This window comes from Candidatus Melainabacteria bacterium RIFOXYA2_FULL_32_9, assembly GCA_001784615.1.
Classification (GTDB): domain Bacteria; phylum Cyanobacteriota; class Vampirovibrionia; order Gastranaerophilales; family UBA9579; genus UBA9579.
On sequence record MFRQ01000095.1, the window covers coordinates 1 to 11,001 of the forward strand.

Annotated in this window: 13 protein-coding genes; 7 read left to right on the forward strand and 6 right to left on the reverse strand. The window is 32.3% G+C overall.

Annotated elements, in window-relative coordinates; all coding sequences use genetic code 11:
* Window positions 1-84: 84 nt before the first annotated feature.
* The 4 genes from A2255_02450 (at window position 85) to A2255_02465 (ending at window position 3,525) form a co-directional block, all read left to right on the forward strand.
* Window positions 85-867: a hypothetical protein gene (locus A2255_02450; GenBank protein OGI19551.1), complete on the forward strand. Its 783-nt coding sequence runs from the start codon at window positions 85-87 to the stop codon at window positions 865-867.
* Window positions 861-1,799 carry a dihydroorotate dehydrogenase B catalytic subunit gene (locus A2255_02455; GenBank protein OGI19552.1) on the forward strand — a complete coding sequence of 313 codons (939 nt, stop codon included), beginning with the start codon at window positions 861-863 and terminating at the stop codon, window positions 1,797-1,799. The genes A2255_02450 and A2255_02455 overlap by 7 nt, the downstream gene beginning before the upstream one ends.
* The gene (locus A2255_02460; protein ID OGI19553.1) at window positions 1,783-2,364 is read left to right on the forward strand and encodes an orotate phosphoribosyltransferase; all 582 of its coding nucleotides are present in this window, start codon (window positions 1,783-1,785) and stop codon (window positions 2,362-2,364) included. The genes A2255_02455 and A2255_02460 overlap by 17 nt, the downstream gene beginning before the upstream one ends.
* A 180-nt stretch (window positions 2,365-2,544) precedes the next feature.
* The gene (locus A2255_02465) at window positions 2,545-3,525 is read left to right on the forward strand and encodes a 4-(cytidine 5'-diphospho)-2-C-methyl-D-erythritol kinase (protein ID OGI19554.1); all 981 of its coding nucleotides are present in this window, start codon (window positions 2,545-2,547) and stop codon (window positions 3,523-3,525) included.
* Window positions 3,526-3,773: 248 nt separating this feature from the next.
* Here the strand turns inward: A2255_02465 and A2255_02470 are convergent, their stop codons facing one another.
* From A2255_02470 to A2255_02485, 4 genes are read right to left on the reverse strand one after another with little or no spacing between them, the layout of a single operon-like run.
* Window positions 3,774-4,616, reverse strand: coding sequence for a hypothetical protein (locus tag A2255_02470; GenBank protein ID OGI19555.1), 843 nt, complete (start codon window positions 4,614-4,616; stop codon window positions 3,774-3,776).
* A 4-nt stretch (window positions 4,617-4,620) separates the two neighbouring features.
* The gene (locus tag A2255_02475) at window positions 4,621-5,187 is read right to left on the reverse strand and encodes a hypothetical protein (GenBank protein OGI19556.1); all 567 of its coding nucleotides are present in this window, start codon (window positions 5,185-5,187) and stop codon (window positions 4,621-4,623) included.
* A 36-nt stretch (window positions 5,188-5,223) separates the two neighbouring features.
* Window positions 5,224-5,913: a 7-cyano-7-deazaguanine synthase QueC gene (locus tag A2255_02480; protein OGI19563.1), complete on the reverse strand. Its 690-nt coding sequence runs from the start codon at window positions 5,911-5,913 to the stop codon at window positions 5,224-5,226.
* Window positions 5,906-6,862, reverse strand: coding sequence for a hypothetical protein (locus A2255_02485; GenBank protein ID OGI19557.1), 957 nt, complete (start codon window positions 6,860-6,862; stop codon window positions 5,906-5,908). The genes A2255_02480 and A2255_02485 overlap by 8 nt, the downstream gene beginning before the upstream one ends.
* A 636-nt stretch (window positions 6,863-7,498) precedes the next feature.
* Here A2255_02485 and A2255_02490 point away from each other — a divergent pair.
* Complete coding sequence (locus A2255_02490) at window positions 7,499-7,789, forward strand: hypothetical protein (GenBank protein OGI19558.1); 291 nt, start codon at window positions 7,499-7,501, stop codon at window positions 7,787-7,789.
* A gap of 223 nt (window positions 7,790-8,012) precedes the next feature.
* On the opposite strand, the gene A2255_02495 is transcribed toward A2255_02490, so the two are convergent.
* Entirely contained in the window at window positions 8,013-8,411 is a 399-nt protein-coding gene (locus tag A2255_02495) for a holo-[acyl-carrier-protein] synthase (protein OGI19559.1), read from the reverse strand.
* A 3-nt stretch (window positions 8,412-8,414) separates the two neighbouring features.
* Window positions 8,415-8,771, reverse strand: coding sequence for a hypothetical protein (locus tag A2255_02500; protein OGI19560.1), 357 nt, complete (start codon window positions 8,769-8,771; stop codon window positions 8,415-8,417).
* A gap of 241 nt (window positions 8,772-9,012) precedes the next feature.
* Between A2255_02500 and A2255_02505 the strand changes: the two genes are divergently transcribed.
* Together A2255_02505 and A2255_02510 are read left to right on the forward strand one after the other, a co-directional pair.
* A complete protein-coding gene (locus A2255_02505) occupies window positions 9,013-9,960 on the forward strand; it encodes a fructose-1,6-bisphosphate aldolase, class II (GenBank protein ID OGI19561.1) in 948 nt (315 codons plus the stop codon).
* A gap of 108 nt (window positions 9,961-10,068) precedes the next feature.
* Window positions 10,069-10,728, forward strand: coding sequence for a hypothetical protein (locus A2255_02510; GenBank protein ID OGI19562.1), 660 nt, complete (start codon window positions 10,069-10,071; stop codon window positions 10,726-10,728).
* The last annotated feature ends 273 nt before the right edge of the window (window positions 10,729-11,001 follow it).

Consider the following 11,001-nt stretch of genomic DNA (forward strand, 5'->3'; position numbering starts at 1 on the left):
TTTCATAATTTAATAGCTTTATAAGTAAGCTTGGTTGAGTTAAATTTGTATGAGATATTTATTCTGTGCTACCATAAATTGCGTATGGATATGGTGAATCTAAAATTAACAGATACAAAAAAACACCCAATAACGGCAGAAATTATTGATAATTTACCGTTATCAGAAGATATTTATAAAATTATATTAAATGGTCAGGATATAGCTCAAAAGGCAATTCCTGGCCAGTTTATTTCTATTTTGTGCAAAGATTTAGTCCTTAGAAGACCTTTTAGTATAGCTAATGTAGATGGTGATTATATTCACATTATTTATAAGGTTAAAGGAGAAGGAACTAAATATATTTCACAACTTAAATCTGGTAATACGGTTGATTTTATTGGGCCGTTTGGAAATGGTTTTAATATAACCAGTGAGAAAGCATTGTTAATAGGTGCCGGTGTTGGCGTAGCACCAATGATATTCCTTGCTGAAGAGCTAAAAAGAAAGCAAATCCCATATATTCTGGCAGCTGGATTTCAACAGAAAGTTAATATTGCAGAATTAAACCCTGCTGATGATTATATAGTAACAGAAGACGGCTCATCTAATTATGCAGGAAGGGTTGTTGATTATCTTGAAGAGATTATAAATACCCATAATCCACAAAAAATTTATTCTTGTGGGCCAACTCCGGTTCTAAAATTTGTTGTAGACATAGCTGATAAATATAATATTAAGTCAGAGCTGGCTCTTGAAAGGAAATTTGCCTGTGGGACAGGTGTATGTATGGGATGTACAATACAAATAAGAGAAAATAATGAAATTAAAAACAGAAGAATCTGTAAAGATGGCCCTGTTTTTGATGGGAGATCCATTATATGGTAACTGTAAAGCCTGATTTATCTTTAAATATAGGTAAATTAAAGCTAAAAAATCCAATAATTACAGCATCAGGAACTTTTGGTTATGCTGATGAATATGAAGAATTTATGAGTATTCAAAATATTGGAGCCATTGTTACTAAAGGTATTACTTTAGATCCAAGAGACGGAAACCCTCAACCAAGAATCGCTGAAGTTAAAAGTGGCATGCTAAATTCAATAGGGCTTGAAAATGTTGGAATATGCTCTTTTATTGAGCACAAACTCCCTATATTAAAAGAAAGAAATATAAATTTTATTCTCAATATAGCCGGATTCAGCCTTGAAGAGTATGCTCAATTAGCTGTAATTTGTGAAAAGTCTGAAATTCCTGCTATTGAGCTAAATGTATCCTGTCCCAATGTTAAAGCCGGTTGTCTTGAATTCGGGAAGGACCAGGAAACTTTGTATAGACTTGTATCTAGTGTTAGAGAAGTTTATTCAAATACTTTGATTGTAAAACTAAGCCCTAATGTATCAAATCCAATTGAAATAGCACTTGCTGTTCAAAAAGCCGGTGCAGATGCCGTTTCTGCGATAAATACAGTTAAGGGCATGCAGGTAAATCCTATTATCAATAATGGTAAACTTGAACATTCTTATATAAAGGGCGGGTATTCAGGTCCTGCGATTAAGCCGATTGCACTTAGTTATATACACGAAATAAAACAGGTTCTTGATATTCCTATTATAGGAATGGGTGGAATATCAAATGTTGACGATGTTTTAGAGTTTATTGCAGTAGGATCAGTTGCAGTTCAAATAGGAACAGCTAATTTTACAAATCCTTGTATAAGTGAACAATTAGCTAAGGATCTGGAAAATGTATTAATGCAGCATAATATTATGAGTCTTCAGGATTTAATCGAGGGGAATAAGAATGCAAACAACAGATAAAGTTAAAATATTAGAGCTTCTTGAAAGAACAGACAGCATCAGAAGAGGACATTTTGAGTTAAGCTCAGGCCTTCATAGCAGTCAGTATTTTCAATGCGCAAAACTTTTGCAATATCCTGATATAGCTGGTGAAGTAGGATCAAGATTAGCACAGTTATTTGATATGGAAATAGATCTGGTTGTAGGACCGGCTCTTGGGGGAATTATAATTGCCCATGAAGTAGGTAGAGCTCTTAATAAAAGAACAATTTTTGCTGAAAGAAAAGATGGAACCTTATGTATCAGAAGAGGTTTTGAAATATCAAAAGGCGAAAGAATAATTATATTGGAAGATGTAATAACTACAGCAAAGTCTGCTAAAGAAACAGCAGAAATTATAAAGGAATGGGGCGGAGAAATTGTTGGTTATGGCTGTATTGTGGATAGATCAGAAGGTAAAACAGGATTAAATATAAAGTCTTTATTACAAATGACTCCTGAAGTATATGATCCATCAGCCTGTCCATTGTGCAAACAAGGCAGTAAAGCAGAAAAACCCGGCAGCAGAACTACTACTCGACCATAGAAAATATGACTAAAAATCTTGAGAGGTAATTTATCTGTAAATTGCCTCCACAGACGAAACGAAGTGAAGTCGAGGACAGCAATTGGAAGATAAATTACCTCTCAAATAAATTAGCGTGGTCTAATACTACTGCATAAGTAAATACAAATTGAGCAGCCTTTATTATATTGGTATAAATTGATGAAAACTATAAAAATAAAAACACCAGCCAAGATTAATCTGACTCTTGAGATTTTAGAAAAGAGAAAAGACGGTTATCATAATATTCAGAGTATTATGCAGACTGTAAGTTTATATGATTTTCTTACTATTACTGTGGATGAGAATGACGATCATGATAATATAATTGATATTTCAGGAAATAATCCACTAATTCCATATGATGAATCAAATTTAGCTTATATCAGTGCTGAAAAGTACCTGAAAAAATCAGGTATTATCAGTAAAAAAGTCAGTATTTTTATTGAAAAGCATATCCCTATTGCAGCGGGATTAGCCGGGGGTAGTTCAAATGCTGCTGGGGTACTGTATGGTTTAAATGAGATTTTTGGAAAAATCTTGGATAATGAACTACTTTCTGTTTTAGCCTCTCAAATTGGTGCTGATGTTAATTTTTGTCTGTATGGTGGCACTCAGCTTGCTACTTTAAAAGGGGAAAAACTAAAGAAACTTCCAACTCCCGATTTAAATATAATAATTGTAAAGCCTAAAGATTTATTCATTTCAGCTAAAGAAGCTTATGATAAATACTCTAAGTTATCGAACAAGCCTGAAAATAAGAATACAGAGGCAATGATTGAAGCAATAAAAGAAAATAATACACAAAAAATAGCCTCATTATTAAATAATACTCTTGAGGCTGCAATCCTGAATGATTATCCTGTAATTAAAGATATAAAAGCTCATCTAATTAAAAAAGGCTGCTTAAATGCTGTGATGTCCGGTAGTGGACCAAGTGTTTTTGCAATATGCGATAAATCAATTGATCTATCTGAGCTTAAAAAGGTTTATGATGAGGTCTATGAAGTATCTATAGTAAGCCATGGTGCTTGTAATATAGCTCTACGAACTAATATTAATGCAGGGACATTCCTGTCTTCTAAAACTTTTACTGACAGTACTTACGCAAATTCTCCTAAATGTAGAAATAATGAGAAATAATTTCTAAAATTCTCTATAGAAGTCATTTATCTTGGATTTTAGCGAATGACATTTGCTAGTAATCGTAGAAATTCTTTTTAATTCTGTCATTTTTGTATAGTAACGGGAATTGTCATCCCGCACTTGATGCGGGATCTGTCTGTGTTGCAATTCTAAGCTATAAAAGTTAATTGGATAGATGCCGGATCAAGTCCGGCATGACATCCTTTTTGCGTAAGTCCTGTTAATGAGTATTTAATATAATCTTGTTAATCTTGAATAATTTTTGCAGGAACACTTCTTTTCTTGAGCTCATTAACCAGGATTTCAGCTTTTTGTTGGTTTGAGAAAGAACCTACTTGTAAGGAATATATTCCGTTACTTTCTTTTATAAACGGAGTTATATTGAGATTTGTCCTCATTAATTCTTCTGAGACTCTTTTAGCTTCACTGGGAGAAGCATAACCACCTACTACTACCTTGCTCATGGAGATAGATTCACGTTCAACTTTTATTTTATCTCTCAACATTAAACCTCCACCTTGATTTGGTTTTTGTTCTGGAATCGTTGGTGATGGAGTTTTAATTACGGGTTGAGCTTTTTTAATTTGATTTTGTTGTGTTTGAGCTGGTTTTTGTATTTGAGATTGATCTCTGGTTGTACTTGAATTTCTGTTATTATCGAAAGGAACTTGATCGAATTCATTAAATTCAGAACTGGTCTGAGGTTCTTCCATGTTTGTGTCGGTAACCTGAGAATCAAGGATTATTTCATCTTGAGAAATTGTACTTTCTGTATCTTTTTTCTTGAATGGATTTTCTGTATCTGAAGATGCAGGAGTTACGTCCTCTTGTAGTTCTATTGATTTTAAACGTGGGTCAATTCGTCCTTTGAAGTCTTCGCTTGTTAATGAGTCTAAGTTCTGACCATCTTTTAAGGCAGGAACGTCTATATTGGGTGTTAATACTGATGCTATAAATGTACATAAGAAAAAGAAAACCATAAAAGCACTAAAGAAAATAAAAAATAATTTCTTTTTGTTAGGTTTTAATTTCTGTGGAGGAACTTTTTTATTTGGTTTTCTCGAATTTGTATTTATTTTTATGCTCATTTATTTAAATTACTCCTCTAACCTTGCAGGAAGCTTTCATAATCTCTTCATTTTCACGACAATAGTTCTTTATTATATTATTTGCTATTTCCTCAATGTTTTCCAAATTAAAATCCGATTTTAGTCCGCAAGCTTCAACCGGGGCACCTATCGCATCAATATTTATTCCAAGATGTATTAATACTGAGGTGATAGACTTTGTTGCTATTGACACTGAGAGTTTGCTCTTATTATAAAACAAATCATCTCCTTGTCTAGATATTACAGTGGATTTAGGTAAGTTGTCTAAAATAACATCTCGGGCAATATTAACTAAAAGTCTTTGTCTTAATATTCCCTCAATTAAAGAAATATTAAAGTGTTCTACAATAAAGTGCAACATTTTTTTACTGTATATAGGGCTATTTGATAATACATCAGAAATATCCACCATATTATCGAGTTTTACTTCACATTCGCCTGTAAAGCCAATAATAGAATCACCAATGAGATTAAAATTTTTATATATCCAGTGAGGAGAAAGCTCTTTTCCTGTATAACGGATTTCTTCTTCAATAAATTTTGATTTCATTTTTATACTCAACTCTATATAAATATTAAACTTATTTTAATCTCCAAATACTAATTTGCAAGTTTCTTTATCTGCAATTTCAGTTAGAGCTCTTTTTAATCTTAAACAGGACTCACATTCCCCGCAATGTTTTTGGTTATCAGTGTAACAACTTCTAATTAAATTAAAAGGAATTTTTTTCTCTATACCAATTTTTACAATTTCTTTTTTATTGTAATTAATCAGTGGTGCTACTAACTCAGGTTTAACCATAGTTGAATATTGGAGAGATTCATTAATTCTAGAAATAAATTCCTGTGAATTATCAGGAAAAGTTGTTGCTTCCTCACTATTAGCTCCGAAAATTATATGAGTATAGTTATAAGAATCTGCAAAACTTGCTGCAATATTTATGAATACTCCATTTCTATTAGGCACCCAGACTTTTTTTGCTGATTCTTCAGTTAAATCAAGTGTGTCAAGTTCATTTATTTTTAATGCCGGTAATTTTTCGCTGATATTTACTAATGAAGTACTTGTAATTTCAGCAAGCCAGGGAAGATTTATAACTTTATATTCGATATTATAGTATTTTGCGATATCCGCTGCTGCTGCAATTTCTTGATTTTTAGCTCTTTGTCCGTAGTTAAAAGTTAAAGCAAGAGAAATATTATATTCTTCCTTAGCGCAAGCTAAACTAATTACTGAATCTAAACCTCCTGACAGGAGAATAATTGATTTATTCATTGTCATCATACTCTTCTTCATCTTCTTCCAAAATCATCTCTATTTCATCTTTGCACCAGCCCGGTAAATCAGGTTTCTCAGCTAAATTAATTATATATTTTTTTCCTGCAATGTTATAAAGAGCATTAATTGCACATCTTGCTACATCTTCTTCTTCATCTTTTATCAGAGGTTCAATTAAGCCAAATATTCTGTCGTCATTTAATTCAGCCAGAGTTTCTATTGCAGAAAGTCTGATATATGGTGATTCATCCAATAAGGCACTACTTAAAGCTTTTATTGTTTTATCATCCCTAAAACCTATTTTACCTATAGATTCAATAGCTTTTTCTTTCAAGAAAGTGAATTTATCTATAATTCCTTTTTTTGATTCCAGAATTTTTATAAGTGGATCAATTGCTCTAATATCATTAAGCATTCCTAACGCTTTTGCTGCTGATTCCCTTAGATACACTGATCTTTCTTCTTCATTAGAAACAATATCAATGAGAGGTAAGACAGCATACTTATCACCTATTCTGCCAAGAGCTTCAGCAGAGCTTAATCTAAGCTTATAGTTTTCATCTTTATTATTTAATACATATAAAAGAGGCATTACAGCTTCATCATTCTTTAAATTGGAAAGGATATTGGTGATTAGACAGCGAACTTTAATAAAATCTTCAGGATTTTTAACCTTTTCTTGATATTCGCCTCTTAGAAGTAGCAATTCTATCAATGGATCAACAGAGCTTTCATCATTATATTTGCCGATAGTTTTAACTATATGAAAAAGCGTTAGGGGATCCGTTTTCTTGGTAATGAGAAAATTTAATATTTCCAGAGCTTCATCTCGAGGATGATTTTCCAGCTGATTAAGCTTCAAAATCAATTCTTCAGGACTTTGGTGATTTCCTGTATCAAGATTTTCTAATAATTCAGATAAAATTTTATTCTTATTTTCGAGCATAATTTAACACAAATTTTCTCTATTTACTAAATATTCTAGCAAAACGCAAAGCTAATTTTGCTGATATGTGTACAAGAAATATTTAAAAGTAAGTAACCTGACGATTTTAAGTTTAAAGATATTATAACTCTCTCTCAAAATTTTCCTTATCCAAGCATACTGTACAGGTTACTAAAAATAAACAATCGGATCAAGCTAATATGCATTATTTTAAGGATTTCTTAACAGCCCAATTTTTAATATACATATCAAGAGAAATTCTAGGATAAAGCAAAATAAGTATATTAAGTTATTGGTAATGGTTAGAATATGAGGGTAATGTCATCGCGAGGTTTCTAAAAGAAACCGTGGCGATCTTTCCAAATAACAATTATAAGCAATAAGCCACGTTATAAAGATTCCCACGGTGCCAAAGGCACAAACTCATCATCAATAATTTTGTACATAAAACAAAGATTATTAGCAATGTGACTGTGGCTTAACCACCTCGGAATGACAGTTTTACCTTTATCGATCAATATTCGACTATTACCAAGTTATTTGAGCACAAAGTATAAGAACCTTTAAATTTAGGCAACTTTTAATATTGAGCTGTTTTATATTAAAATAGATTTTATAAGAACAGAGGAAATAAAAATGACTATGCAATATAGGCCAGTAGCTACTAATGCCCTGCCACCAGTGGTAAAAACCTTTCAGCAACCAATTCCATCAACCTTTATGTATAATCCCCCCAAAAACCCTAATTTAGGAATGAATACAAGTACTTTTAGGGGGCCGGATGTAAATGATCTTGATGAGAGAGTTTATAAGCTTGAAATGGCGTTATCAAGTTTAATAAATTATTACGATCGTCATACACATTATACTGATTTCAATTCTAACACCATAACTGGCCAGACTCGTGTGCTTGATAGATATTATTAACTATTTGCCTTTTTAATTTTTGAAGCAAAGCATTAGTACTTTGACACAACAATTATGATGGGAGGTATGTTTTTATAACTTTTGCGGCATTCCACTAGTGGATTGACCGAATAATTTCGATGGGAATGTTTTCTCCGTCGCTGTTCAAACTCTTCGAGTTTTCAAGGCTCCTACGAAAACATTCCCATCTCCATAATTTATTGGTCAAAGTACTAGAATAAGATCATTCATTATAGCCAATAACAGTGGAAATAGCGTTGTCCTTACTATGAGATACACTTACAGACCATTTTGTTATACCAAGTTCTCTGGCAAAATTATAGGCTTTATCATATAATTTAATGCTTACACTGCCATTTTCCTGGCGAATAAGCTCAATATCTTTCCAGTTTATACCCTTATTCCAGCCCAGTTTATTTATGCCAACTCCAAGAGCTTTAGATGCGGCTTCTTTAGTAGCAAATCTTACGGCAAGTCTTGATCCAATTTGTCTTGGTTTTGATAAGCAGTACCTGATTTCGGCATCGGTAAAGGTTTTTTTTAAGAATTTTTCACCATATTTGTCATAAATAGCTTGTATACGATCAATTTCACATATATCAGTCCCAAGAAACAGCCTCATTGTTTAGTTTTTAACCCCTATTAATTTTGGGTTTTGATTGTTATATGAGATTAATGACAGTAAAAATTCACTTAAAAGATCTTTTTTATTGTCTCCATTAACATATGTTGATATGTATTTAAGCATTTTAACAGCGGAAAGTACGGTTTCATTTTGGTCATACCATCTACGTTTTGAAGAATCATATTGAACATTTATTTCTTTTATTAATATATCAAGGTTTGAAGAATAATTGCTTTGAATAATTAACTGTATAAGGTCAGACGCTAATTCTATTTTAATTTCGTCTTCAAGCTGCTCTAATGTACTCATTAAAAGTCTTGTATAATTATCCTGGTCATACCAACGGGTATAATGCATAATTTTTCTCAATCCCAAATATTATGTGGTACGAAATTTACTACTTAATTATATTAAAAACGAGTAAATGATAAAAATGCAAATTTTTTATTGAATTTATAATTTTATTTTCATTCTAATATTACTTGTCATAGTAATTAATTGGGTGTAAACTTCATGTTAAAGAAACTTATTGTTATTTTAAAAAGTTAATAATCTTTGTACTAAAAGTAGTAGTACTTATATATAGGAGAATAAGTTAATGACAGTGTGTGCAGCAAGACAATTAGTACCTACAAGTGAGTTACTTCATGCAGCTTTAAAAGGCAAATATGCTGTAGGTGCTTATAATGTCAACAACATGGAACTTCTTCAAGCGATCGTAGAGGCAGGTAATGAGTTAAGAGCCCCATTGATTTTGCAGGTTTCAGCTGGTGCTAGAAAATATGCTAATCAGGCATATTTAATTAAATTAGTTGAAGCTGCATTAAATTCTTCAGATATTCCAATTTCTCTACATTTAGATCATGGTGAAGATTTTGAGATTTGTAAAGCTTGTATTGATGGTGGATTTTCATCAGTTATGATTGATGGATCCAAGCATCCATTTGAAGAAAACGTTGCTTTAGTTAAGCAAGTAGTTGAATATGCTCATCAAAGAGGTGTTTCAGTTGAAGCAGAACTTGGAAGATTAGCAGGTGTTGAAGATAATATTTCGGTTACTGAAAAAGATGCTATCTATACAAATCCAAAAGAAGCAGCTGAATTTGTTGAGAGAACCGGTGTTGATTCATTAGCTGTTGCTATTGGTACAAGTCACGGTGCTTACAAATTCAAAGGTGAAGCTAAATTAGACTTTGAAAGATTAGCTGAAATTCAAAAAGCTGTAGGTTTTGACTACCCACTAGTTCTTCATGGTGCTTCCAGCGTTCCAGAAGAATTAGTAAAAGTTTGTAATGACTTCGGTGCTGAAATCCCTGGTGCTAAAGGTGTTCCTGAAGAAATGTTCTCACAAGCAACTAAATTAGGCGTTGCTAAAATTAACGTTGATACAGACCTCCGTTTAGCATTTACAGGCGCTATTAGAAAGCATTTTGCTGAAAATCCATCACACTTTGATCCAAGACAATACTTAACACCAGCAAGAGCTGCTGTAAAAGAGATTGTAAAACATAAAATACAAGTATTTGGAACAAACGGAAGAGTATAAGACTAATACATATAAAAAAGAGGTGAGGGATATTTCCTCACCTCTTTTTTTTACTTTAAAATTCAGGTTATAATTTTCTAGCAATATTTTTTGGATTGAAGGAATATTATGCAAATATGTAGTAATTGTCATGCCGGGTGTTGCCGTAAATTTAATGCCCATTTAACAGGATATGATATTTTAAAAATCAAAAGAAATCTTGGATTGGACTATTTATATTTTGTTCAAATTGCACCGGTAAAAGAGGAAAATATAGACAAAATAATAGAACAAACGGCATTATTCAAGTTTACAAATCTAGGAAATGATGAATATTACACGTTTCATATGAAACGTGTAAAGAGTAGATATTTCCCTGATTCATATAAATGTATGTTTCTTCAGGAGTGGGATGGTGAAGATTTTCTTTTGCCGGTTGATAAAGTAATTTCAAGATGTGGTATTTATGAAAGCAAGCCTCTTACTTGCTCCATTTTTCCCTCAAAATTACATGATGATGGTTTAATAGGAGTGTCCGGCAATCCAAAAAATAACAATACAACAGGTAATCCTGCTTATGACTTATGTCCAAGGCTTTTAGAGGAAAAAGATATTGAGGATTTTTCAGATAATGCTGTTCAAAATCTAGTTTTGTACAAATATGAAATGGATTATTTTAAGTCATTAGCAAAAGTATGGAATGAATATCCGAGTGATTTTGCAAGGTTTATTGCTTACTTAGAAGCAGCATATAAAAACAGAATATTGTTTAATGAGTCAGAAAAATAAAAAAATCTTGCTAGTACGTTGTTTCAAAAGTTATGATAAGTGTTGAAGTAGGGTAAGTTCTCGAAGAAACCTCCACAGGAGTGACCAAGTCACTTTTATAAGTCATCAATCATTCCAATAATACCTCTTTAAGTTATTCTGGCGAGGACAGTGACGGAGAGAATTTACCCTACAATACTAATGAAACAATCCACTACTATTTTTAATCTCTGAGGGTAAATTCCCCGCAGCTCTGCTGCGATAATGATAAAATGAGGGAATGAGTAAATATGT

What these genes read in the sequence shown, in the direction of transcription:
- A2255_02450 (OGI19551.1), top strand. Translation starts at nt 85, where the DNA reads ATGGATATGGTGAATCTAAAATTAACAGATACAAAAAAACACCCAATA.
- A2255_02455 (OGI19552.1), top strand. Translation starts at nt 861, where the DNA reads ATGGTAACTGTAAAGCCTGATTTATCTTTAAATATAGGTAAATTAAAG.
- A2255_02460 (OGI19553.1), top strand. Translation starts at nt 1,783, where the DNA reads ATGCAAACAACAGATAAAGTTAAAATATTAGAGCTTCTTGAAAGAACA.
- A2255_02465 (OGI19554.1), top strand. Translation starts at nt 2,545, where the DNA reads ATGAAAACTATAAAAATAAAAACACCAGCCAAGATTAATCTGACTCTT.
- A2255_02470 (OGI19555.1), bottom strand. Translation starts at nt 4,616, where the DNA reads ATGAGCATAAAAATAAATACAAATTCGAGAAAACCAAATAAAAAAGTT.
- A2255_02475 (OGI19556.1), bottom strand. Translation starts at nt 5,187, where the DNA reads ATGAAATCAAAATTTATTGAAGAAGAAATCCGTTATACAGGAAAAGAG.
- A2255_02480 (OGI19563.1), bottom strand. Translation starts at nt 5,913, where the DNA reads ATGAATAAATCAATTATTCTCCTGTCAGGAGGTTTAGATTCAGTAATT.
- A2255_02485 (OGI19557.1), bottom strand. Translation starts at nt 6,862, where the DNA reads ATGCTCGAAAATAAGAATAAAATTTTATCTGAATTATTAGAAAATCTT.
- A2255_02490 (OGI19558.1), top strand. Translation starts at nt 7,499, where the DNA reads ATGACTATGCAATATAGGCCAGTAGCTACTAATGCCCTGCCACCAGTG.
- A2255_02495 (OGI19559.1), bottom strand. Translation starts at nt 8,411, where the DNA reads ATGAGGCTGTTTCTTGGGACTGATATATGTGAAATTGATCGTATACAA.
- A2255_02500 (OGI19560.1), bottom strand. Translation starts at nt 8,771, where the DNA reads ATGCATTATACCCGTTGGTATGACCAGGATAATTATACAAGACTTTTA.
- A2255_02505 (OGI19561.1), top strand. Translation starts at nt 9,013, where the DNA reads ATGACAGTGTGTGCAGCAAGACAATTAGTACCTACAAGTGAGTTACTT.
- A2255_02510 (OGI19562.1), top strand. Translation starts at nt 10,069, where the DNA reads ATGCAAATATGTAGTAATTGTCATGCCGGGTGTTGCCGTAAATTTAAT.